This is a genomic window from Pseudomonas sp. NY5710, from assembly GCF_013305665.1.
Taxonomy (GTDB): domain Bacteria; phylum Pseudomonadota; class Gammaproteobacteria; order Pseudomonadales; family Pseudomonadaceae; genus Aquipseudomonas; species Aquipseudomonas juntendi.
On the sequence record NZ_CP045554.1, the window covers coordinates 1,945,689 to 1,967,756 of the forward strand.

A 22,068-nucleotide genomic window follows, 5' to 3' on the forward strand; every position below is an offset into this window, starting at 1 on the left:
TCAGGCCCTGGGCGGCTCTGCCTCGAAGCACTGGCGCATGACGTCCAGATAACGGCGGGCGCCCAGGCCCAAGGGGCGTGCCTTGAGCCAGATGATGTCCACCCACAAGCGCAAGCGGCTGGCCATGTTGTCGAAGCGCACTTCGGCCAGCGCGCCGGATGCAATCAGTGGTTCCACCAGGGGTTGTGGCAGGTATGCCCAACCCAGCCCGGACTGCACCAGATCCAGGGTGGCCAGGTAGCTGTCGGTCAGCCAGATGCGCCGCGACAGCACCATGCGCGGGTCCGAGCCGGTGGGCTTGCCCGAAGCCACGATGATTTGCCGTTGCTCGGCGAAGGCTTCTTCGGGCAACGGCGTGCCGCTGTTCTGCCCGGCCGGATGGCGCGGCGAGGCCACCGCAACCAGCAGTTGGCTCCCGGCTTCGAGGAATGACTCGCGCTCATCGATGCCTGGCCGCTCGAACACCAGTGCCAGTTGCACGCTGCCTTCGTGCAGCAGGCGAATGGCCTCGGTCTGGGTCGCCGAGCGCACTTCCACTTCCAGGCTGGGAAACGCCTGGGCGAGGGTTTCCAGTGGCTGGCTCCAGCGCCCGGTCTGCAGTTCGGGCGCCATGGCGATGGTCAGGCGTTTCTCCAGGCCTTTGTGCAATTGCAGGGCCTGGGCATCAAGCAGATTGAGCTGGCAGATCACTTGCCTGGCTTGAGGCTCCAGGGCCAGGGCGGCGCTGGTGGGCAGGGCCTTGCGCGTTGCCCGGTCGAACAGCGGCAGGTCCAGTTCGGCCTCGAGTTGAGCGATTGCCATGCTCACCGCGGACGGCACCCGCCCCAGCTTGCGGGCGGCGGCGGAGAACGAGCCGGCATCCAGCACTGCGAGGAAGATTGCCAGGGAGTCGCTGGAGAAGGCCATGTTCGCTGAACCTGATGTGGAGGCGTTGATAGCCGATGGTACTGGATGGGGTGGCCGGTGGAGGGTTCGAGTTTTTCGAGGCCTGAAATCGCGCGCCTTGAAGGCGAACCCTTCACAATTCAACTTTTACCGCGGGGCAGGGCTGCAGCGTGGGAGCGCAGGACTCCCACCGAGGGCGGGGAAAATCAGAGGTCGATGGCTTTTGCGGCGATGCGTGCCTGGTCCAGCAGCACATTCAGCTCGGCGACCTGCTGGCGCAGTTGGTCACGTTCGTCTTTGAGTTTACGCAGCTCATCACGGCGCACGGAGACATAGAGGGTCTGGGTTGGGGTTGCAGGCATCAAGGTACCCATGAGCACACCTCGCGGTTTTGGCTGGTGACAATTCAAAGCGTAGACGCTTCTGGCGGGCGCATTTTGAATTCTTTCACAAGCCTTGGGAACTTTTTTGTTTATCGTGGTCTTGCCGTTCGTCGCTGAACCCTCGGGCGGCATGCTGGACTAACCTGAACAGCTGGACTGTTGTCATTTATTTCGAAAGGGGAGCATCGGCTCATGCAACTGGGAATCGTCGGGCTGGGCCGCATGGGCGGCAATATCGCAAGGCGCCTGATGCGCGCTGGCCACCGCACCGTGGTGCACGACCGCAACCGCGAGGCGGTTACCGGCCTTGAAGGCGAGGGCGCCCAGGGCGCACACGACCTTGGCGCGCTGGTGCAAAAACTGAAAGCGCCACGCGCGGTGTGGGTGATGCTGCCGGCTGGCGAGCCGACCGAGCAGACCATCGCGCAACTGGCCGAGCTGCTGGAGCCGGGCGATGCCATCATCGACGGCGGCAACACCTTCTACAAGGACGACATGCGCCGCGCCGCCGAGCTGGCCAAGCGTGGCCTGCATTACCTGGACGTAGGTACCTCTGGCGGGGTATGGGGCCTGGACCGCGGCTACTGCATGATGATCGGTGGCGAGAAGGACGTGTTCGAGCGCCTGGAGCCGCTGTTCAAGGCGTTGGCACCGGGTGTAGGGGACATTCCGCGCACCCATGGCCGCAGCGGCGAACACCAGCGCGCCGAGCATGGTTATATCCACGCTGGCCCACCGGGTGCTGGCCACTACGTGAAAATGGTGCACAACGGCATCGAGTACGGCCTGATGCAGGCCTATGCCGAAGGCTTCGACCTGCTTCGCAGCAAAGGCGGCAACGAACTGCCGGAAGACCAGCGCTTCGACCTTGATGTGGCCGAAATCGCCGAGGTATGGCGCCGGGGCAGTGTGGTCACCTCGTGGCTGCTCGACCTCACCGCCGATGCGCTGGTGGCCGACCCGCAGCTGTCGCAGTTCAGTGGTTCGGTATCCGACAGTGGCGAGGGCCGCTGGACCATCGATGCCGCCGTGGAGCAGGCAGTGCCGGTACCGGTCCTGTCCAGCGCATTGTTTGCCCGTTTCCGCTCGCGTCAGCAGCAGGGCACCTACGGTGACAAAGTGCTCTCGGCCATGCGCCTGGGCTTCGGTGGCCATGTCGAGAAAAAAGACGAATGACTAAAAAGAGCACTCCGGCCGCACCCCCCTGCACGCTGTTTCTGTTCGGCGCCAATGGCGACCTGGTCAAGCGCTTGCTCATGCCTGCGCTGTACAACCTCAGCCGCGACGGTTTGCTCGACCGCAACCTGCGCATCGTTGGCGTTGATCACAACCCTGCCACGGCCGAGGAGTTTGCCGCACGCCTGCATGCGTTCATGGCCGAGCGGGACAAGGGCGGCGAGGGCGCCGCGCAGTGCCTGGACGAAAAACTCTGGGCGCGGCTGGCCAAGCGCCTGGACTACCAGACGGGCGATTTTCTCGACCCGGCCACTTACCAGGCCCTGGGCAAGCGCATCGAGAAGACCAGCCACGGCAACGCCATCTTTTACCTGGCCACCTCGCCGCGTTTCTTCCCTGAAGTGGCCCAGCGCCTTGGCGAGGCCGGCTTGCTCGACGAGTCTGCCGGCGGCTTTCGCCGGGTAGTGGTGGAGAAGCCGTTCGGCACCGACCTGGCCAGTACCGAGGCGTTGAACGCCTGCCTGCTGAAGGTGATGGGCGAGCGGCAGATCTACCGTATCGACCATTACCTGGGCAAGGAAACGGTGCAGAACATTCTGGTCAGCCGGTTCTCCAATGGGCTATTCGAGTCTTTCTGGAACAACCACTACATCGACCATGTGCAGATCACCGCCGCAGAAACCGTCGGTGTCGAGACGCGGGGTGGCTTCTACGACGCCACCGGCGCCTTGCGCGACATGGTGCCCAACCACCTGTTCCAGCTGCTGGCCATGGTTGCCATGGAACCGCCGGCAGCGTTCGGCGCCGACGCCGTGCGCGGCGAAAAGGCCAAGGTGATCGGCGCCATCCGCCCGTGGTCGGCGAAGATGGCGCTGAAGCATTCCGTGCGGGGCCAGTACAGCGCCGGCAAGCAGGGGCGCAAGCACCTGCCCGGCTACCGCGAGGAGGCCAACGTCGCACCCGACAGCCAGACCGAAACCTACGTGGCGCTGAAGGTGATGATCGACAACTGGCGTTGGGCGGGCGTGCCGTTCTACTTGCGTACCGGCAAGCGCATGAGCGTGCGTGACACCGAGATTGCCATCTGTTTCAAGCCGGCACCGTACGCGCAGTTCCGCGAGTCGGAGCTGGAGCGGCCCAAACCCAATTACCTGAAAATCCAGATTCAGCCCAACGAAGGCATGTGGTTCGACCTGCAGGCCAAGCGCCCCGGGCCGGAGTTGGTGATGGAGAACGTCGAGCTGGGCTTTGCCTACAAGGACTTCTTCAAGATGACCCCGGCGACCGGCTACGAGACCTTGATCTATGACTGCCTGACCGGTGACCAGACCCTGTTCCAGCGGGCCGACAACATCGAGAACGGCTGGCGTGCCGTGCAGCCGTTCCTCGACGCCTGGGCCCAGGGGGGCGAGGTGCACGAGTACCCGGCGGGTGAAGATGGCCCCGAGGCGGGCAATGACCTGCTGAGCCGGGACAAGCGGGAATGGCACCGATTGGGGTAACAGGTTTGTCAGCGTGTGCCGGCCGCTTCGCGCGTGAAACCCCTCTGACAGGTGCTGCACAACCCCTTGGGCGGCGCGGCCCTGTGGGGCGGGTTGACAAGCGAAAGGGCCAGCACAGGCAACCACTTTAAGGAAACGCGATGCCCGCCCACATAGAAGATTACGCCCTGCTGGGCAATTGCCGCAGCGCCGCCCTGGTCAGCCGTGATGGCTCGCTCGACTGGCTATGCCTGCCACGCTTCGACGCCCCGGCCGTGTTCGCCGCCTTGCTGGGCAACGAAGAAAACGGCCGCTGGCGCCTGGCCCCTTGCGACCCGGTCGAGCACTGCAGCCGGCAGTACCTGAACGATACGCTGGTGCTGGAAACTACGTGGGTCACTGCCACTGGCCGGGCCCGCGTGCTCGATTTCATGCCGCTGGGTGACGTCAACGCCGTGGTGCGCATCGTCGAAGGTCTCTCGGGCGAAACCAATTTTGAAATGGACCTGGTCATGCGCTTCGATTACGGGCGCAGCGTGCCATGGGTCGAACGCCTGGACCCGCTCACCCTCAGCGCGGTGGCCGGCCCCGACCGCCTGATCCTGTGCAGCACCGTACCGCCCCATGCCCGCGACCACCACACCGGCGCGCGCTTTCGCGTGGCGGCCGGCCAGCGCCAGGTGTTCAACCTGCGCCACCAGCCCTCGCACCTGCCGGTGCAGCCCGGCTGCGATGCCGACGCGGCCCTGGCCTATACCTGCGAGCACTGGCAGGCGTTCGCCGACCGCTGCCCTCAGGTGGGCCCCTACAGCGCACTGGTTCGTCGCTCGTTGCTCACCCTGAAAGCCATGACATATGCGCCTACTGGCGGCATCGTTGCGGCCGTCACCACGTCGTTGCCGGAACAACTCGGCGGCGAGCGCAACTGGGATTACCGTTTCTGCTGGCTGCGCGACGCCACCATGACCTTGCTGGCATTCATGAACCTGGGCTATTTCGACGAGGCCCAGGCCTGGCGCGAATGGCTGCTGCGCTCGGTGGCCGGCAACCCCGAACAGATGCAGATCATGTACGGCCTGGGTGGCGAGCGCGACCTGCAGGAATACACCTTGCCCTGGTTGCAGGGTTACGAGCATTCGCAACCGGTGCGGGTGGGCAATGCCGCGTCGGCCCAGGCGCAGCTGGATATCTATGGCGAACTGGCCGATGCCATGAGCCAGGCAATCAAGGGCGGCTTGCCGCGCCATCCGCGTAGCGCCGCCATCTCTCGGCTGATCCTGCCCTATGTGGAGCGTATCTGGCGCCAGCCGGACGAGGGTATCTGGGAGGTCCGCGGCGGCCGCCAGCAGTTCGTGCACTCCAAGGTGATGGCCTGGGTGGCGTTCGACCGCGCTGCCGGCTTGGCAGACACCACCGAAGAAGGCCGTGAGCATGGCCAGCATTACCGCCAGGTGGCCGACCAGATCCGCCGTGAAGTGTGTGAGCAAGGGCTCGACAGCAGCGGCAGTTTCTTCGTTCAGGCCTATGGTTCGGACGAGATGGACGCCAGCCTGCTGCAGATCGCCCTGACCGGCTTCCTGCCTGCCGATGACCCGCGCTTTCTGCGCACGCTGGAACAGATCGAGCAACGCTTGCTGAAAAACGGGTTGCTGATGCGCTACGACAGTGACAGTGCAGGCGATGGCCTGGCCCCGGGCGAGGGTACTTTCCTGGTGTGCTCGTTCTGGCTGGCCGACGTCTACATCCTGCTGGGCCGGATGGCGCAAGCGCAAGCGTTGTACGAGCGTTTGACCGGCCTGTGCAACGACGTGGGCCTGCTGGCCGAGCAATACGACCCGGCCTGCCAGCGCATGCTTGGCAACTACCCGCAGGCGTTCAGCCATATCGGCATCATCAACACCGCCCTGAACCTCCAGCAGGCCAGCTGCCCGGCCCGCGACCGGGCCAGTTGCGGTTAAGCCGGCTGCACCAGATTTGTGCGCGCTCCGGCAAGCGAGCGGGGTAGACTAGGTCAAATCTCATTCGGCAAGGAGCGTACATGGGTATCCGCGGTTCGGATCGGCAGATCGACAACATCGAGTTCAATGTCAGCGACATCGCGCGCAGCAAGGCGTTCTATGGGCATGTTTTCGGCTGGCGCTTCACCGACTACGGCCCAACCTACAGCGAATTCAGCGATGGCCGCCTCACGGGCGGCTTTACCACGGGGGAGCCGGTACGCCCGGGGGGCGCGCTGGTAATCCTTTACGCCGATGACCTGCAAGCCACGCAGCAGCGCGTGACCGCGGCGGGGGGCAGTATCAGCCGCGCGACCTTTGCCTTCCCCGGTGGGCGGCGTTTCCATTTCATTGACCCGGACGGTTATGAACTGGCGGTGTGGACGGCTCAAGCCTGATGGCCAATCACAAGATCGAAATTCGCCGGCGCAACGTTGGCAAGATCCTGCAAGCGGCGGAAAAGGTGTTCGCCGAAAAAGGCTACGGCGCGACCTCCATGGGCGATATCGCCGAGCAGGCTGAACTGCCGCGTTCCAACCTGCATTACTACTTCAGCACCAAGGACGAGTTGTTCCGCGCGGTGCTGCAGGACCTGCTGGACGTGTGGAAGCAGGACGCGCTGTGTTTCGAGAATTTCGACGACCCACGGGTGGTCCTGACCAGCTACATCCGCGCGAAAATGGGGCATTCGCGGTCACGGCCGCTAGGCTCGAAGATCTGGGCCGAGGAAATGCTGCATGGGGCGCCGGTGCTGGGGGGCAACCTGGATGACAGCCTGGTGCCTTGGGCAAAGCTGAAGGAGGCGAAGATCCGCCGCTGGGTGGAGGAGGGGCGCATTCTGCCGGTCGAGCCTTCGGCGTTGCTGTACATGATCTGGGCCTCGACCCAGCATTACGCCGACTTCGGTTACCAGGTGCAGTTGCTCAACGGCGGCGATGAACTGTCGGACCTGGCGTTCGAAAGTGCGGTGCAGACGGTGACCAGTGTGATCCTGCGGGGGATTGGCCTGGAACCGTGACCGGCCATGCCTGCCGCGCACGGTCTTTTTGCTGCCCACAAAAAGGCCGTGCCTGTGCGGCGGGCGCCGGTCTACATCAGCTCGCTTCGCGGTAGGGGTTGCGCGGGTCCTGGGTCCAGTTCAGGTAAGGCTTGCCAGTATCCTGCGCCTGCATGTCGATGCAGTTCTCCACCGGGCAGGTGATCTGGCACAGGTTGCAGCCCACACATTCTTCCTCGATCACGCTGTAGGCATGCGTACCGTCTGCCTTCAGCGTACTGGCGATGGCCTGGTGCGAGGTGTCCTCGCAGGCGATGTGGCAGCGACCGCAACCGATGCACGCTTGCTGGTCGATATGCGCCACCGACTTGTAGTTGATGTCCAGGTACTTCCAGTCGGTGGTATGCCCTACCGCCTGGCCCCGGAACGCCTCGATGTTGGCGTGGCCGTGCTGGTCCATCCAGCGGGCCAGGCCGTCTTTCATGTCTTCGACGATGCGAAAGCCATGCAGCATGGCCGCCGTGCACACCTGCACCGCGCCGCTGCCCAGCGCCATGAATTCGGCCGCGTCGCGCCAGTTGCCGATGCCGCCGATGCCGCAAATCGGCAGGCCATGGGTGGCCGGGTCACGGGCAATCTCCGCGACCATGTTCAGGGCGATCGGCTTCACCGCCGAGCCACAGTAACCGCCATGGGTGCTCTGGTCACCGACGATGGGGTGGGCGACCATGCGGTCAAGGTCGACGCTGGTGATCGAGTTGATGGTGTTGATCAGCGACACTGCATCGGCCCCGCCGCGATGCGCAGCCCGTGCCGATTGGCGGATGTCGGTGATGTTCGGCGTCAGCTTGACGATCACCGGCAGCGAGCAGTGCTGCTTGCACCAGCGGGTGACCATTTCCACGTACTCCGGCACCTGGCCGACCGCCGCGCCCATGCCGCGCTCCGGCATGCCGTGCGGGCAGCCGAAGTTCAGCTCGATGCCATCGGCGCCGGTGGCTTCCACCAGCGGCAGGATGAACTTCCACGACGCTTCCTCGCACGGCACCATCAGCGACACGATCAACGCGCGGTCGGGCCAGTCCTTCTTCACCTGGGTGATTTCGCGCAGGTTGATTTCCAGTGAACGGTCGGTGATCAGTTCGATGTTGTTGATGCCCTGCACCTGGCGGTTGGCGCCGTAATGGGCCGAGTAGCGCGACGAGACGTTGACCGCGGCCGGGTCTTCGCCAAGGGTCTTCCACACCACGCCACCCCAGCCGGCTTCAAAGGCGCGGACCACGTTGTAGGCTTTGTCGGTGGGCGGCGCGGACGCCAGCCAGAACGGGTTGGGGGCCTTGATTCCGGCGAACACGATAGACAAGTCGGCCATTACGCTGCCTCCACGTTGAGCATGAGTTGGGCATGGATGGCTTCGGCGGCCACTTTGCCGTGTTGTACGGCCTGAACGGTGAGGTCCTGGCCCAGCGCGGTGCAGTCGCCACCGGCGTATACCCCTGGCAGGCTGGTCTGCATGTTCACGTCAACGCGAATACGCTCACCGTCACGGGCCAGTTGCGCGGCCACTGGGTCGGCGAGGCTGCTGTCGTCGAAACGCTGGCCGATGGCCTTGAAGATGGCGTCGGCGGCCAGTTCGAAGGTTTCGCCGGTGTCGCGCAGGCGGCCGTCGGCCAATTCGGTACGGGCAAAGCGCATGCCGCGTACGTTGCCGGTGTCATCCAGCAGCACGCTGTCGGGGCGGGCCCAGGTGTGCAAGCGCACCTGGTTGGCCTTGGCGATGTCCTGTTCGTGCCCGGTGGCCCCCATGTCGGCGTGGCCACGGCGGTACACCAGGTTGACGTCGCGTGCACCTAGGCGGCTCATTTGCACTGCCATGTCGATGGCGGTGTTGCCAGCGCCGATCACCAGGCAGCGCTCGGCCAGCGGCAGTTGGCTGAGGTCGTCTGCCTGGCGCAACTCGCGGATGTAAGCGGTGGCGGCGAGCAGGCCGGGGGCCTCTTCATCGGCCAGCCCCAGCTGGCGCACGGCATTCAGGCCCAGGCCAAGGAACACCGCATCGTATTGTTCGCGCAGTTCGCCCAGGCTGAGGTTGCCCCCCAGGCGCTGGCCATGGCGCAGCTCGATACCGCCGATGCCCAGCAGGAATGCCACTTCCCGCTGGGCATAATCGTCCACCAGCTTGTAGCGGGCGATGCCGTATTCATTGAGGCCACCTGGCTTGTCACAGGCTTCGAACACCACCACGTCATGGCCATGCATGGCCAGCCGATGCGCGCAGGCCAGCCCCGCAGGGCCAGCGCCGACCACCGCAATGCGCTTGCCCGTGGCCGGTGAACGCTGGAACGGGTGTTCGCTGAACCGGGCATTGTCCAGGGCATAGCGCTGCAACTGGCCGATCAGTACCGGGGCGCATTCCTGCGCGTTGTTGCGCACACACGCTTGCTGGCACAGGATTTCGGTCGGGCAGACGCGGGCGCAGCTGCCGCCGAGAATGTTGGCCGACAGAATCCGTTCGGCAGCGCCTTGCAGGTTCTCGTCGCTGATGCGGTGGATGAATGACGGGATGTCGATTTCGCTGGGGCACGCGTTGACGCAGGGGGCGTCGTAGCAATAAAGGCAGCGGGCGCTTTCCACGGCGGCCTGGCGCGCGGTGAGGGGTGGGGCCAGGTCGCTGAAGCACTCGGCCAATTGGTCGGCGCCGGCCCGGGGGCGCGGCAAATGGTTCAGGGCGTCGATCACGGTTGTAGCCTCTCTATTTTTTTAGGGTGCAGGCGACAGGTGTTGTGGTGGAGCCGGGGCGCCGGACCGGTCGGATGGGCTGCGCAGCAGCCCCAATGGCTTCAGCGCTGAACGGGCGTCGGCCGCTGCTGGTCGGCCCGACGCCCCAGCACCTCATACACCGACGGATACGCCGGCCGCTCCACGTACCGCCCCGCGCCCGCCTCGGCGCGCAGGTCGCCGGCGGCCCAGACCACTTTGCCTTGGCTGATGGTGTGGCTCGGGACGCCTCGAACAGTGCGGCCTTCGAAGATGTTGAAGTCCACCCGCTGGTGGTGGGTCTGGGCCGAGATGGTGCGTGTGCCTTGCGGGTCCCATAGCACCAGGTCGGCATCGGCCCCAACGCGGATGGCGCCCTTGCGTGGGAACAGGTTGAAGATCTTCGCCGTGTTGGTAGAGGTCAGTGCCACGAACTCGTGCATCGACAGGCGCCCGCTGTTGACCCCGGCATCCCACAGCACCGCCATGCGGTCTTCAATGCCGGCGGTGCCATTGGGGATGCGGCTGAAGTCATCCCGGCCCATGGCTTTCTGTTCGGCGCAGAAGCAGCAGTGGTCGGTGGCGGTGGTGTGCAGGTTGCCCGCCTGCAGCCCGCGCCACAGCGCTTCCTGGTGCTCGCGCGGGCGGAACGGCGGGCTCATGACATAGCCGGCGGCTGTGGCCCAGTCCGGGTCACGATAGACACTGTCGTCCAGCAGCAAGTGGCCAGGCAGCACTTCGCCGTAAACCGGTTGGCCCTTGGCTCGCGCATAGGCGATTTCATCCAGCGCCTCGCGGCTGGAAATGTGCACCAGGTACAGCGGTGTACCGAGGGTTTCGGCAATGCGGATAGCGCGGCTGGCCGCCTCGCCTTCAACCTGCGAAGGGCGCGACAGGGGGTGCGCTTCCGGCCCGGTCAGGCCCTGTGCCAGCAGCTTTTTCTGCAGGTGGAACACCAGCTCGCCATTTTCGGCATGCACGGTGGGCACTGCACCTAGCTGCAGGCAGCGCTCGAAGCTGGCCACCAAGGTGTCGTCGGCCGCCATGATGGCGTTCTTGTAGGCCATGAAGTGCTTGAAGCTGTTCACCCCATGCTTGGCCACCAGTTCGCCCATCTCCTCGGCCACCTGCTCGCTCCACCAGGTGACGGCGACGTGGAAGCCATAGTCGCTGGCACTTTTCTGGGCCCAGCCGCGCCAGGTGTGAAAGGCCTCCAGCAGTGACTGCTGCGGGTTGGGAATGACGAAGTCGATGATCGATGTGGTGCCGCCCGCCAGGCCGGCGGCGGTACCGCTGAAGAAGTCTTCACTGGCCACGGTGCCCATGAACGGCAATTGCATATGGGTGTGCGGGTCGATGCCACCCGGCATCAGGTATTGCCCGCTGCCGTCGAGGATCTCGCAATCGGTCGGCGCTTCCAGGCCAGGCCCGACTGCTCGGATCAGGCCATCGGCACACAGCACATCGGCGGGGTAACTCTCTTCGTGGGTAACAACGGTGGCGCCACGGATCAACAGGGACATGCCGTTTACCTCGCAGGCTGACCGGTCTTGGCCGGTTCTTGGAATTTTCGGGAGCAGGGCAGGGGTTTAATCCTGTCATACCTGACAAGATTCGAGGCTAGATGCTGATCCTGAATTCAGCAAGAAAATTTCCTATTTATTTTGTGGTCTTTAAGTCGTTGATTTGCATGAATTAAATATTTCGATCCCGCCTAGCTCGGGGCTTTCAGGGTTTTTGACTAACTTGACAAGATAGAAAATTGGTCGAGATTTCTAAGGCACTTAGACGCGTGTGTACTCCGGCCATCGAATTAGCCCGATGAGCAGACAACTAGAAAAAGTCTGGAGAAAGGCCCATGCAACAGAGCAGATCGCAAGTGGTCGAGCAGGATGGCCTGTTCGAGCTGGCCGAGGGCAGTGATGTTCTCGACAGCCCGCGCTACAACCACGACATCGCCCCGACCAAGGTGCACCAGCGCACCTGGAACAAATGGCATATCACTGCCCTGTGGGTAGGCATGTCCATCTGCGTGCCAACCTACACCCTCGGCGGCGTGCTCACAGCCTACTTTGGCCTCAGCGTCGGCGAGGCGTTGCTGGCGATTCTGCTGGCCAACCTCATCGTGCTGATCCCGCTGACCCTCAACGCGTTTCCCGGCACCAAGTACGGCATCCCGTTTCCGGTGCTGCTGCGCTCGTCGTTCGGCATTCTGGGCTCCAACGTACCGTGCTTGATTCGCGCCGTGGTGGCCTGTGGCTGGTTCGGCATCCAGACCCTGTTCGGCGGGCTGGCTATCCACCTGTTCCTGGGTTCGGTGTTTGACGGGTGGAAGGCCTTGGGCGGTGTCGGCGAGGTGATCGGGTTCATGATCTTCTGGTGCCTGAACCTGTGGGTGGTACTGCGCGGCGCCGAGTCGATCAAGTGGCTGGAAACGCTTTCGGCGCCGCTGCTGGTGGCCGTTGGGCTGGGCCTGCTGGTGTGGGCCTTGCCACACATGTCGATGACCGAACTGCTGGCGCAACCGCCCAAACGCCCTGAAGGCGCCAGCGTGGTCAGCTACTTCTGCGCTGGGCTCACGGCCATGGTCGGCTTCTGGGCCACGCTGTCGCTGAACATCCCCGATTTCAGCCGTTATGCCCGCAGCCAGAAGGACCAGATCCTCGGGCAGATCTTTGGCCTGCCGCTGACCATGTTCCTGTTCGCGGCCTTGGGTGTGGTGCTGACTGCGGCCTCGGCGTCGCTGGTGGGCGAAACGGTGTCCGACCCGGTCAGCCTGATCGGCAAGATCCACAGCCCGTTCTGGGTCGCCCTGGCCATGGCGCTGATCGTGATCGCCACGCTGTCGACCAACACTGCGGCGAACATCGTGTCGCCGACCAACGACTTCCAGAACATTGCCCCGCGCCTGATCGGGCGTAGCCGTGCGGTGTGGCTGACCGGCTTCATCGGCCTGGCGCTGATGGGCCACGAGTTGCTGAAGAAACTGGGCTGGATCGTGTCCGACCTGAGCCTGGAAAGCGTGTACTCCAATTGGTTGCTGGGCTACTCCAGCCTGCTCGGGCCGATAGCCGGGATCATGGTGGTGGATTACTTCCTGATCCGCCGGCAAAAGCTGGACCTGGCCGGGCTGTACCGCGACGACGTGTACCCGGCGTGGAACTGGGCCGGCTTCGCCGCCTTCGTGCTGCCCGTGGGGTTGACGGTGCTGGCGATCGGCAACAGCAGCTTCAGCTGGTTCTACGACTATGGCTGGTTCACCGGCTCACTGCTGGGGGCGGCGTTGTACTACGTGTTCGCCGGCTTGGCGGCGCGCAGCCCGGCGCGGCTGGTCAAGCCCTTGCCCTGAGACCGTGTCTGCTTCTTCGCGGGCGTGCCCGCGAAGAGGCCCGAACAGACAACAAAAAAGCCTGAAGGAGAAACCCGTGACCCCTTTCCAAGACATTCTCAAGACCACCGCCCACCACATCGACAGTGCCCGCCTCTGGCAATCGCTGATGGACCTGGCCCGCCTCGGCGCCACGCCCAAGGGTGGTGTCTGCCGCCTGGCCCTGACCGACCTCGACCGCCAGGCCCGTGATTTGTTCGTGCAGTGGTGTGAGGCGGCCGGTTGCACGGTCAGCGTCGATGCCGTGGGCAATATCTTCGCCCGTCGCCCTGGGCGTAACCCCAAGCTGCCACCGGTGATGACCGGCAGCCATATCGATACCCAGCCCACTGGCGGCAAGTTCGACGGCTGTTTCGGCGTGATGGCCGGGCTGGAAGTGCTCCGTACCCTCAACGACCTGGGCGTGGAAACCGAAGCACCGCTGGAGGTGGTGGTGTGGACCAACGAAGAAGGTTCGCGCTTTGCCCCCTGCATGATGGGGTCGGGTGTGTTCGCCGGCAAGTTCACCCTGGAAGAAACCCTGGCCAAGCGCGATGCCCAGGGCACCAGTGTGGGCGAGGCGTTGAATGCCATCGGCTACGCCGGCCCACGTGCGGTGCTCGGGCACCCGGTGGGGGCATATTTCGAAGCGCATATCGAGCAAGGGCCGATACTCGAGGACCAGGCCAAGACCATTGGGGTGGTCCTTGGTGCCCTTGGCCAGAAGTGGTTCGACCTGACCCTGCGCGGTGTCGAAGCCCATGCCGGCCCCACCCCCATGCACCTGCGCAAGGATGCCCTGGTGGGTGCCGCCGCGGTGGTCGAAGCGGTCAACCGCACAGCCCTCGGCCACCAGCCGCATGCCTGCGGCACGGTGGGTTGCTTGCAGGCCTACCCGGGCTCACGCAACGTAATCCCGGGCGAAGTGCGCATGACCCTGGACTTCCGCCACCTTGAGGGCGAACAACTGGATGCGATGATCGCCGAGGTGCGAGAGGTCATCGAGGCCACCTGTGCCAAGCATGGCCTGAGCCACGAACTGGTGCCCACGGCGGACTTCCCGGCATTGTACTTTGACAAGGGCTGTGTCGATGCCGTGCGCGATTCGGCCAAGGCACTGGGGTTGCCGCACATGGACATCGTCAGCGGGGCAGGGCATGACGCGATCTTTCTCGCCGAGCTGGGGCCGGCGGGGATGATTTTCGTTCCGTGCGAGAACGGCATCAGCCACAACGAGATTGAAAACGCCGCACCCGGTGACCTGGCGGCGGGGTGTGCGGTGTTGTTGCGGGCGATGCTGGCTGCTTCGCAGGCCATTGCCAGCGGCCGCCTGGCAGCCTGATCAGGGGTAAGGGCGGCTCCTTCACTGGTCGTGTTTGGCCATAGATCGGCGGAGCCACTCCGTCCGTTTGTAGGAGCGGGTTCACCCGCGAACACCGGCTTAGCCGGTGCCAGCCACCGCGCTGGATTCTTCGCGGGCGCGCCCGCTCCCACACAGGCCGCGTCGCGCTTACGAATTCAGTTCTCTGCGCGACAGCGCAGTCCGTAGTGCTGTGTTATCTCCTACAGGGCTGGTTCCAGGTAGCCGTCACGGCCAATGTGATAGCGCTGCAGGTCCCGGGCCAGCACCAGCCGGCCGCGGTAGTGAGCCAGCGCCTCATCACGCACGTCGTTGATGCTCGGGCTGCGCCTTGGGTCGCTCTGATAGCGGGCACTGAAGTGCGTCAGCACCAGGTTGCGCACGCCTGCCGCCTCGGCAAAGCGCGCCACCGCCGCCGCGGTGCTGTGGCCAAAGGTGACCCCGGTCCGCTCCACCACCGCCTGCGTGAAGGTTGCCTCATGCACCAGCACATCGGCGCCTCGGGCGGCGTCGGCGAGCAATTGCGGGTTGTCATTGTCACCACACACGATAACCCGCCGGGGCGGGCGCGAGCCACGCAGGTATTCATTGCCATGCAACAGCTGCTCGCCGAATTGCACGGTACGCCCCTTGGCCAGCTCGCCCCACATCGGGCCACGCGGTATGCCCTCAGCCTCCAGGCGCAGGATGTCCAGGCGGGGGGCGGGGTTGAGTTCGGTAAACACGAAACCTACGCTCGGTACCCGGTGCGACAAGCGCACCGCTGTCACCTGCAGGGTCTGGTTGCGCCAGCCCTGCCAATCTTCCACGGCCAGCAGGCGCAGCTCGAACGGCAGGAAGGTATCACTGGCGGCCAGGCCTTGGCGGAGCCAGCCGTGCAGCGCGGCAGGCAAGACAATATCCAGCGGTTGGCTACGGCCACTCATGCCAGCACTGGCGAGCAGCCCGGGCAGGCCGAAGCAATGGTCACCATGAACGTGGGTAATGAAAACCGCCTGCAGGTCGCGAACCGACAGCGGCGTGTGCAACAGTCGGTGCTGGGTGCCCTCGCCGCAGTCGACCAGGTACCAGTGGCTACCACTGGCTTCGACTACGGCGGTGGCGCTGACGTTGCGGGCTTTGGTGGGCACCCCGGCGGAGGTACCGAGAAACAGCAGGTCCATGTTGCGGCTCCTTGGGCCAGTCCAGTCGCGCAAACTCGCGCAATACGCAGGGCCTCGTTCCTTCGAGACGAACAACGCCGCACACCTTAGCCGGGTTGCCGCAGACCGTCGATTGTCGGTTAGTCAGCCTGCCGCCAGATCAGCTTGCTGGTGTCGTAGCCTTGCTCGCGGGCAATGTTCAGCAACTGTTCGCGCTGCTGGTCGGTGACCGCAGGGGTGCGCGAAAGCAGCCACAGGTACTCACGGTTGGGGTGGCCGACCAGCGCCACGCGGTAATCCTTGTCGTGGTACAGCACCCAGTACTCGCCCTTGGTCAGGCCAGGGGCCAGGCGGCTGAACCAGTTGTCGAAGCGCACCCACAATTTGTCGGTACTACCCGGCTGCTGGGCTTCAGCGATGCCTTTGGCTTCGTTCACCTCACCATCCTTTTCCTTGCAGCGGTTGGTCACGTCGATACGGCCATCGGCGCGTAGCCCATAATGAGCCTCGGACTGTACGCAATTACGCTGGAAGAACATCGGCAGCCGCGCCAGTTCGTACCAGGTGCCCTGGTAGCGCTGCAGGTCCACCTGTTGGGTGCGCGGCGGTGCAGGGTGGTCGTTGCCGGCGCAGCCGAGCAAGGCAAGGGTCATGCAGGAAAGCAGCAGCGTGGTGCGTAGCGCCATGGTTGATCTCCTTGAAACGGATGAGGGCTTACCTGGGGTTCGATCCCGCGGCGGGGCAAAAGTTGTATGCGCAAACCATTGTCTGGTCCAGCTGGGTTACCATCCACGATGGTGAACCATCCAACCCTAGGAGTTCCGTTCGTGACCGAATACACCGCATTCAAGGTCGAGCTGACCGATAGCATCGCCCACGTTCAGATCAACCGCCCGGAAAAGGTCAACGCGATGAACGCGGCCTTCTGGGAAGAGATCGTCGATATCTTCCAGTGGGTCGACGACACAGACGCCGTGCGTGCGGTGGTCATCAGCGGTGCCGGCAAGCACTTCTCGGCCGGTATCGACCTGATGATGCTGGCCTCGCTGGCCGGGGAGATGGGCAAGGACGTGGGCCGCAATGCGCGGTTCCTGCGCAAGACCATACAGCGGCTGCAAGCCTCGTTCACCGCCGTGGACAGCTGCCGTAAACCGGTGCTGGCGGCGGTGCAGGGCTATTGCATCGGTGGCGCCATCGACCTGATCTCGGCTTGCGACATGCGCTACTGCAGCAGTGACGCGCAATTCTCGATCAAGGAAATCGACATGGGCATGGCCGCCGACGTCGGCACGCTGCAACGTTTGCCACATATCATCGGCGACGGCATGATGCGTGAGCTGGCGTTCACCGGGCGTAATGTCGCCGCTGACGAGGCGCTGCGCATTGGCCTGGTGAACCGGGTCTATGGTGACCACGCCGCGCTGCTGGACGGGGTTTTTGCCATCGCCCGCCAGATTGCTGCAAAATCGCCGATCGCGGTGGCGGGCACCAAGGAAATGCTCAGCTACATGCGCGACCACCGCATCGACGATGGCCTGGACTACATCGCCACGTGGAACGCCGCGATGCTGCAGTCCGAAGACCTGCGCGTGGCCGTGGCCGCGCACATGAGCAAACAGAAACCGACGTTCGCCGACTGACCGGGCCGGCGCACGCGCAGTAAAGGAAACCCGAGATGTCAGCACGCTGGACTACCGCAGTACTCGACCCACAGATCACTGGCGGGCTGGCCGTGGCGCGCAGCCCGGAAGGGTTTCTGCACGACGCCAACGGCGCGCTGTTCCCTCGTGACTGGCTCAAGCGCCAGGGCCTGGATGTGCTGTGCGAACACGGCATTGGCCACTTCGACGGCGAGCCTGTATTCCTGCTGGAACTGCGCGCTGCCAGCGACGTGCCCGGTTGCAACTGGCGCGGCCTGCGCGCGTTCATGCTGGAGGGTGACTTCGACACCTACAAGGTTCTGGGTTATGCCGCGCAGATCGGCACCTGGGCTCGCGAGCACCGTTTCTGCGGCAGCTGCGGCCAGGCGATGACTCAAATCCGCTGGGAGCGTGCGATGTACTGCCAGCCGTGCGATCTACGCAGCTACCCGCGCATTTCGCCGAGCATGATCGTGCTGGTGACCCGTGGCGACGAAATCCTGTTGGCACGCTCGCCGCGCTTCGTCACGGGGGTGTACAGCACCCTGGCAGGCTTTGCCGAGCCGGGCGAGTCGGCCGAGGACTGCCTGGTGCGCGAAGTGCGTGAAGAAGTGGCGGTGGAGGTGCAGAACATCCAGTACGTTGGCAGCCAGTGCTGGCCGTTCCCGCACTCGATGATGTTGGGCTTCCATGCTGAATACGCGGGTGGCGAGATCGTCATGCAGCCGGACGAGATCGAGGACGCCCAGTGGTTCAGCGTCCACGACTTGCCGCCGCTGCCGGCTGGGCGCTCTATTGCGCGCTACCTGATTGACCTCTATGTCGCTCGCCGCTTAGGCCTGCCCGAACCAGTGCTGCCACGCTAGGCGCACGGTCAACGCCAGCACCACGGTGATGAACACCGGGCGGATGAACTTGCTGCCGCCGCTGATCGCCGTGCGTGCGCCAAAGAAGGCACCGACCATCACCGACAGGCCCATGCACAGGCCGACGATATAGTCGACCTGCCCGGAAATGATGAACACCGTCAGCGCCGCGATGTTGCTGACGAAGTTCATGCTGCGCGCCACGCCGCTGGCGCGAACCAGATCGATGGGGTACAGCAGCAGGGTGCTGACCGTCCAGAACGCCCCGGTGCCCGGGCCGGCCACGCCATCGTAGAAGCCCAAGGTGAAGCCTTGGGGCATCTGCCATTTCTTCCTGATCGGGGCATCGGCGTCCAGCGGCGCCTTGGGCGTGCCGCCGAACAGTAGGTACACGCCACAGGCGAAGACGATGACCGGCAGCATCTTGTTCAGCCATTCGGCTGGCATGTAATGGGCCACGATCGCCCCGATCAACGCGCCCACCAGCGTGGCGAACAGCGCCGGGCGCCACTGCGCGGGGTGGAACAGCTTGCGCTTGTAGTAGGTAAAGCCGGCCGTGGCCGAGCCGAAGGTGGAGCTGAGCTTGTTGGTGCCCAGCACCAGGTGCGGCGGCATGCCGGCAGTGAGCAGTGCTGGGGTGGTGAGTAGGCCGCCCCCGCCGGCGATGGCATCGATGAAACCGGCGACGAAGGCGACCAGGGCCAGGATCAGCAGGGTGAGGGGTTCTACGGTGAGTTCGAAGGGCATGGGAGGCTTCAAGCTGAAGGGCCGGGGGTGCGGCAAAAGGACAGATAAACGAGCATGGTAATCCCTCGTCCCTAAGGCTGTCAGTGTTTCAGGCCGCGTACTTGTTTCAAACCAACCCTGCAGAGAAGATAACTGTGTCGCCAGTAGCGGCCCTATCGCGGGTTCACCCGCGATAGGGCCGCTACTGGCGATCACATCAGCTGCGGATGAACGCCAGCAAATCCGCATTGATCACATCGGCATGGGTAGTCGGCATGCCATGCGGGTAGCCCTTGTAGGTCTTCAGCGTGCCATTGGGTAACAGCTTTGCCGACAGCGGCCCGGCGTTTTCATACGGCACGATCTGGTCATCATCGCCGTGCATTACCAGTACGGGCTGCTGGATGCCTTTCAAATCCTCGGTAAAGTCGGTCTGGGAAAAGGCCACGATACCGTCGTAATGAGCTTTGGCGCTGCCGATCATGCCCTGGCGCCACCAATTGTTGATAATGCCTTCACTGGCTTCAACACCGGGGCGGTTGTAGCCATAGAACGGCCCCGCCGGCACATCCCGGTAGAACTGCGCACGGTTGCTGGCCACCTGGGCCTGGAAGCCGTCGAACACTGACTTGGGCAGGCCGCCCGGGTTGGTTGGGGTTTGCACCATCAGCGGTGGTACGGCAGCTATCAGCACGGCCTTGGTCACCTTGCCTTCAGGGTGACGCGCCATGTAGCGCACCACTTCGCCGCCGCCGGTCGAGTGGCCGACATGCACGGCACCCTGGGTGCCCAGGTGGGTGACCACGGCCGCCACATCGTCGGCGTAGTGGTCCATGTCGTGGTCGTCCCATACCTGGCTGGAGCGCCCATGGCCACGGCGGTCGTGGGCTACCACGCGGTAACCCTGGGCGAGGAAGAACAGCATCTGTGCGTCCCAGTCGTCGGCGCTCAGCGGCCAGCCGTGGTGGAAGTGAATGACGGGCGCATCGCGCGGGCCCCAGTCTTTGTAGAAGATTTGTACGCCGTCCTTCGTGGTTACATAGCTCATGTTCGTGTCTCCTGTGCGCAGGAACCGATGGGAGCTATTGAGGTTAGGAGAGATTTTGGCGAGTAGCGGGAAGTTGTGCTGCCTGTGCGGGGCTCATCGCCGGCAAGCCAGCTCCCGCAGGTGGGAGCGGCTTTAGCCGCGAAGAGGCCGGTACTGGCACTGCAAACATTCAGGTTGCCGCTTTTTTCCGCGGCTGCCTTGGTTTGCCCGCCGCTGCTTTGCCCCCGGCCGCTTTGCTTCTCCCGCTACCCCGGCGCTTCTTCTTCCAAGGGGGTGCCGCCCCGACTGCGGGCCCGCTGATGGTCATGCGCATACCCTGGCAACGCTCCACCAGCTTGCCCATCCATGCCGACTGCCGGGCGACGAAGTCTTCCAGGCTCATCTCGCCGCTCTGCACCATGTCCAGCGCCTGCTCCCAGATGGCCGTGGTGCCTGGGTCAGCGATGGCGCGCGGTACGGCGTCGATCAGGCTGAACGCGGCAGGCGTGGCCGACAGTGCCTTGCCGTTCTTCACCAGATAACCGCGATCGAGCAGGCCTTGGATAATGCTGGCGCGGGTGGCTTCGGTGCCGATACCGGTGGTTTCCTTGAGCTTCTGTTTCAGCCGTGGGTCGTCGACCAGCTTGGCCACGTTCTTCATCGCCTTGATCAGGTCGCCTTCGGTAAACGGCTTGGGCGGCTGGGTCCATAGGTCTTTCAGCTGCAGGCCCTGCACGTCGCAGTCCTGGCCTTCGCGCAGCACTGGCAGTACCTGGGCGGGTGGTGCCTCACGGCCCTTGGTTGGGGTCAGCGCCTCGGGTAGCGCGCGGCGCCAGCCCGGTTCGACGATCTGCTTGCCCACCGCGCGCAGGGCATGGCCCGCGCAGTCGAAGTCGGCCTGGGTGCGGTCATACTCGTGGTTGGGCAGGAACTGCGCCAGGTAGCGGGCGCGGATCAGGGTGTACACCGCCTTGTACTTGGCTGGCAGGCGCGCCGGGTCGCTGGCAGCGGCAGTGGGGATGATGCCGTGGTGGGCACTGACCTTGGCGTCGTTCCAGGCCCGCGAGCGGCGTTGCGGCTCAAGGTAGGGCTGCAGGGGCGCCAGGCTGGCATCGGCCCGTTGCAGGGCGGCGAGGATGGCTGCTGCCTCGGCGTGCTGGCTTTGCGGCAGATAGCCACAGTCGCTGCGCGGGTAGGTGATCAGCTTATGGGTTTCGTACAGCGCCTGGGCGATGTCGAGGGTTTCCTGGGCGCCGAGGCCGAATTTTTTCGAGCACAGCTCTTGCAGGGTACCGAGGTCGAAGGGCAATGGTGCTGCTTCGCGCACGCGCTCGGTGGCCACCTTCATGGCCCTTGCAGTGGCGGCCTGGCCGATATCGGCAGCCGCTCGTTGCGCCAGTGCCTGGTTCAGGCAGCGCCCCTGGTCGTCACAGGCGTCTTCCGGCGCCCGCCATTGCGCGTTGAAACCCTGGCCGGCGTGTTCCAACTGCACGTCGATAGCCCAGAACGGCACCGGCACGAAGTTCGCGATGCTGCGGTCGCGGTCAACCACCAGGCGCAGGGTGGGCGTTTGCACCCGGCCCACTGGCAGCACGCCCTGGTAGCCGGATTGCCGGCCCAGCAGGGTGAACAGCCGGCTCATGTTCATGCCGATCAGCCAGTCGGCGCGGGAACGGCCCAGCGCCGAGTGGTACAGGTTGAAGGTTTCGTGGCCGGGCAGCAGGCGCGCCAAGGCCTTGCGGATGGAGGCGTCGTCCAGCGCCGACAGCCACAGGCGCTGCACCGGGCCACGGTAGCGACAATGTTCGACCAGTTCGCGGGCGATCATTTCGCCTTCACGATCGGCGTCGGTGGCGATCACCAGTTCCCGCGCTTCGCCCAGCAGGCGCTTGACTGCCTTGAACTGGCTGGCGGTCTTGGGTTTGACCAGCATCTTCCACTTGTCAGGGATGATCGGCAGGTCGGCCAGGTTCCAGCGCTTGTAGCGTTCGTCGTAGCTGTCGGGCGGGGCGGTTTCCAGCAGGTGGCCGATGCACCAGGTTACGCAGACGTCGGTGCCTTGCCAGCAGCCGTCGCCCTTGCGGGTGGCGCCGAGCACTTTGGCGATGTCTTTTGCCTGGGAGGGTTTTTCGCAGAGGAACAGGCGCATGGCCGGGAACGCTTCATCGGGGAATGATGAGCACTAGGATGCGCAAGCAGGGGCGCGGAGGCAAGTTTTATCTGGATGGATGTACAGCTTTTTGTGAGTGAGCATGTCACCGGCC

General features: G+C 64.3%; 19 protein-coding genes. 9 read left to right on the forward strand and 10 right to left on the reverse strand.

The features are described from left to right. The gene (locus GEV39_RS08680) at nt 1-906 is read right to left on the reverse strand and encodes a LysR family transcriptional regulator (protein ID WP_029887476.1); all 906 of its coding nucleotides are present in this window, start codon (nt 904-906) and stop codon (nt 1-3) included. Nucleotides 907-1,091: 185 nt separating this feature from the next. Further along, nucleotides 1,092-1,259, reverse strand: a complete 168-nt coding sequence (locus GEV39_RS08685) for a DUF6026 family protein (protein ID WP_009683150.1) — start codon at nt 1,257-1,259, stop codon at nt 1,092-1,094. Between the two features lie 201 nt (nt 1,260-1,460). On the opposite strand from GEV39_RS08685, the gene gnd reads away from it, so the two are divergent. The 5 genes from gnd (at nt 1,461) to GEV39_RS08710 (ending at nt 6,940) form a co-directional block, all read left to right on the forward strand. Next, a complete protein-coding gene (gene gnd / locus GEV39_RS08690) occupies nt 1,461-2,444 on the forward strand; it encodes a phosphogluconate dehydrogenase (NAD(+)-dependent, decarboxylating) (protein ID WP_029887475.1) in 984 nt (327 codons plus the stop codon). Further along, nucleotides 2,441-3,946, forward strand: coding sequence for a glucose-6-phosphate dehydrogenase (gene zwf, locus GEV39_RS08695; RefSeq protein ID WP_173888310.1), 1,506 nt, complete (start codon nt 2,441-2,443; stop codon nt 3,944-3,946). The genes gnd and zwf overlap by 4 nt, the downstream gene beginning before the upstream one ends. Nucleotides 3,947-4,086: 140 nt before the next feature. Next, nucleotides 4,087-5,883, forward strand: coding sequence for a glycoside hydrolase family 15 protein (locus GEV39_RS08700; RefSeq protein ID WP_173888312.1), 1,797 nt, complete (start codon nt 4,087-4,089; stop codon nt 5,881-5,883). A gap of 80 nt (nt 5,884-5,963) precedes the next feature. Further along, the gene (locus GEV39_RS08705) at nt 5,964-6,320 is read left to right on the forward strand and encodes a VOC family protein (RefSeq protein WP_173888314.1); all 357 of its coding nucleotides are present in this window, start codon (nt 5,964-5,966) and stop codon (nt 6,318-6,320) included. Next, nucleotides 6,320-6,940, forward strand: coding sequence for a TetR/AcrR family transcriptional regulator (locus tag GEV39_RS08710; RefSeq protein ID WP_173888316.1), 621 nt, complete (start codon nt 6,320-6,322; stop codon nt 6,938-6,940). The genes GEV39_RS08705 and GEV39_RS08710 overlap by 1 nt, the downstream gene beginning before the upstream one ends. 76 nt (nt 6,941-7,016) lie before the next feature. Here the strand turns inward: GEV39_RS08710 and preA are convergent, their stop codons facing one another. The 3 genes from preA to hydA form a co-directional block, all read right to left on the reverse strand. Continuing rightward, nucleotides 7,017-8,291, reverse strand: coding sequence for an NAD-dependent dihydropyrimidine dehydrogenase subunit PreA (gene preA / locus GEV39_RS08715; RefSeq protein WP_054911519.1), 1,275 nt, complete (start codon nt 8,289-8,291; stop codon nt 7,017-7,019). Beyond that, on the reverse strand, nt 8,291-9,658 hold the full coding sequence (locus GEV39_RS08720; protein ID WP_173888317.1) for an NAD(P)-dependent oxidoreductase: 1,368 nt from the start codon (nt 9,656-9,658) through the stop codon (nt 8,291-8,293). Before GEV39_RS08720 ends, preA begins: the two co-directional genes overlap by 1 nt. Before the next feature lie 101 nt (nt 9,659-9,759). After that, nucleotides 9,760-11,199, reverse strand: a complete 1,440-nt coding sequence (gene hydA, locus GEV39_RS08725) for a dihydropyrimidinase (RefSeq protein ID WP_173888319.1) — start codon at nt 11,197-11,199, stop codon at nt 9,760-9,762. A 335-nt stretch (nt 11,200-11,534) separates the two neighbouring features. On the opposite strand from hydA, the gene GEV39_RS08730 reads away from it, so the two are divergent. Both GEV39_RS08730 and GEV39_RS08735 read left to right on the forward strand, forming a co-directional pair. Further along, entirely contained in the window at nt 11,535-13,025 is a 1,491-nt protein-coding gene (locus GEV39_RS08730; RefSeq protein ID WP_173888321.1) for an NCS1 family nucleobase:cation symporter-1, read from the forward strand. A 76-nt stretch (nt 13,026-13,101) separates the two neighbouring features. Continuing rightward, nucleotides 13,102-14,385: a Zn-dependent hydrolase gene (locus GEV39_RS08735; protein WP_173888323.1), complete on the forward strand. Its 1,284-nt coding sequence runs from the start codon at nt 13,102-13,104 to the stop codon at nt 14,383-14,385. Between the two features lie 221 nt (nt 14,386-14,606). Here GEV39_RS08735 and GEV39_RS08740 read toward each other — a convergent pair whose 3' ends face one another. Together GEV39_RS08740 and GEV39_RS08745 are read right to left on the reverse strand one after the other, a co-directional pair. Next, nucleotides 14,607-15,566, reverse strand: coding sequence for a ribonuclease Z (locus GEV39_RS08740; protein ID WP_173888325.1), 960 nt, complete (start codon nt 15,564-15,566; stop codon nt 14,607-14,609). Nucleotides 15,567-15,685: 119 nt separating this feature from the next. Beyond that, on the reverse strand, nt 15,686-16,231 hold the full coding sequence (locus tag GEV39_RS08745) for a lipocalin family protein (protein ID WP_173888327.1): 546 nt from the start codon (nt 16,229-16,231) through the stop codon (nt 15,686-15,688). Between the two features lie 141 nt (nt 16,232-16,372). Between GEV39_RS08745 and GEV39_RS08750 the strand changes: the two genes are divergently transcribed. Both GEV39_RS08750 and nudC read left to right on the forward strand, forming a co-directional pair. Continuing rightward, a complete protein-coding gene (locus GEV39_RS08750; protein WP_173888329.1) occupies nt 16,373-17,185 on the forward strand; it encodes a crotonase/enoyl-CoA hydratase family protein in 813 nt (270 codons plus the stop codon). Nucleotides 17,186-17,220: 35 nt separating this feature from the next. Then, entirely contained in the window at nt 17,221-18,051 is an 831-nt protein-coding gene (nudC, locus tag GEV39_RS08755) for an NAD(+) diphosphatase (protein WP_173888331.1), read from the forward strand. Here nudC and GEV39_RS08760 read toward each other — a convergent pair. The 3 genes from GEV39_RS08760 to GEV39_RS08770 all read right to left on the reverse strand — a co-directional run bounded on the left by GEV39_RS08760 (nt 18,019) and on the right by GEV39_RS08770 (nt 21,953). Further along, on the reverse strand, nt 18,019-18,798 hold the full coding sequence (locus GEV39_RS08760) for a TSUP family transporter (RefSeq protein WP_173888333.1): 780 nt from the start codon (nt 18,796-18,798) through the stop codon (nt 18,019-18,021). The two genes, nudC and GEV39_RS08760, sit on opposite strands and share 33 nt — an antisense overlap. 196 nt (nt 18,799-18,994) lie before the next feature. Further along, on the reverse strand, nt 18,995-19,825 hold the full coding sequence (locus GEV39_RS08765; protein ID WP_173888335.1) for an alpha/beta fold hydrolase: 831 nt from the start codon (nt 19,823-19,825) through the stop codon (nt 18,995-18,997). A gap of 169 nt (nt 19,826-19,994) precedes the next feature. Next, on the reverse strand, nt 19,995-21,953 hold the full coding sequence (locus GEV39_RS08770) for a DNA topoisomerase III (protein ID WP_173888337.1): 1,959 nt from the start codon (nt 21,951-21,953) through the stop codon (nt 19,995-19,997). Between the last annotated feature and the right edge of the window lie 115 nt (nt 21,954-22,068).

Excerpts from the sequence above, each read along its gene's own strand:
- GEV39_RS08680 (WP_029887476.1), bottom strand. The coding sequence starts at position 906 with ATGGCCTTCTCCAGCGACTCCCTGGCAATCTTCCTCGCAGTGCTGGAT.
- GEV39_RS08685 (WP_009683150.1), bottom strand. The coding sequence starts at position 1,259 with ATGGGTACCTTGATGCCTGCAACCCCAACCCAGACCCTCTATGTCTCC.
- gnd (WP_029887475.1), top strand. The coding sequence starts at position 1,461 with ATGCAACTGGGAATCGTCGGGCTGGGCCGCATGGGCGGCAATATCGCA.
- zwf (WP_173888310.1), top strand. The coding sequence starts at position 2,441 with ATGACTAAAAAGAGCACTCCGGCCGCACCCCCCTGCACGCTGTTTCTG.
- GEV39_RS08700 (WP_173888312.1), top strand. The coding sequence starts at position 4,087 with ATGCCCGCCCACATAGAAGATTACGCCCTGCTGGGCAATTGCCGCAGC.
- GEV39_RS08705 (WP_173888314.1), top strand. The coding sequence starts at position 5,964 with ATGGGTATCCGCGGTTCGGATCGGCAGATCGACAACATCGAGTTCAAT.
- GEV39_RS08710 (WP_173888316.1), top strand. The coding sequence starts at position 6,320 with ATGGCCAATCACAAGATCGAAATTCGCCGGCGCAACGTTGGCAAGATC.
- preA (WP_054911519.1), bottom strand. The coding sequence starts at position 8,291 with ATGGCCGACTTGTCTATCGTGTTCGCCGGAATCAAGGCCCCCAACCCG.
- hydA (WP_173888319.1), bottom strand. The coding sequence starts at position 11,199 with ATGTCCCTGTTGATCCGTGGCGCCACCGTTGTTACCCACGAAGAGAGT.
- GEV39_RS08730 (WP_173888321.1), top strand. The coding sequence starts at position 11,535 with ATGCAACAGAGCAGATCGCAAGTGGTCGAGCAGGATGGCCTGTTCGAG.
- GEV39_RS08740 (WP_173888325.1), bottom strand. The coding sequence starts at position 15,566 with ATGGACCTGCTGTTTCTCGGTACCTCCGCCGGGGTGCCCACCAAAGCC.
- GEV39_RS08745 (WP_173888327.1), bottom strand. The coding sequence starts at position 16,231 with ATGGCGCTACGCACCACGCTGCTGCTTTCCTGCATGACCCTTGCCTTG.
- nudC (WP_173888331.1), top strand. The coding sequence starts at position 17,221 with ATGTCAGCACGCTGGACTACCGCAGTACTCGACCCACAGATCACTGGC.
- GEV39_RS08760 (WP_173888333.1), bottom strand. The coding sequence starts at position 18,798 with ATGCCCTTCGAACTCACCGTAGAACCCCTCACCCTGCTGATCCTGGCC.
- GEV39_RS08765 (WP_173888335.1), bottom strand. The coding sequence starts at position 19,825 with ATGAGCTATGTAACCACGAAGGACGGCGTACAAATCTTCTACAAAGAC.
- GEV39_RS08770 (WP_173888337.1), bottom strand. The coding sequence starts at position 21,953 with ATGCGCCTGTTCCTCTGCGAAAAACCCTCCCAGGCAAAAGACATCGCC.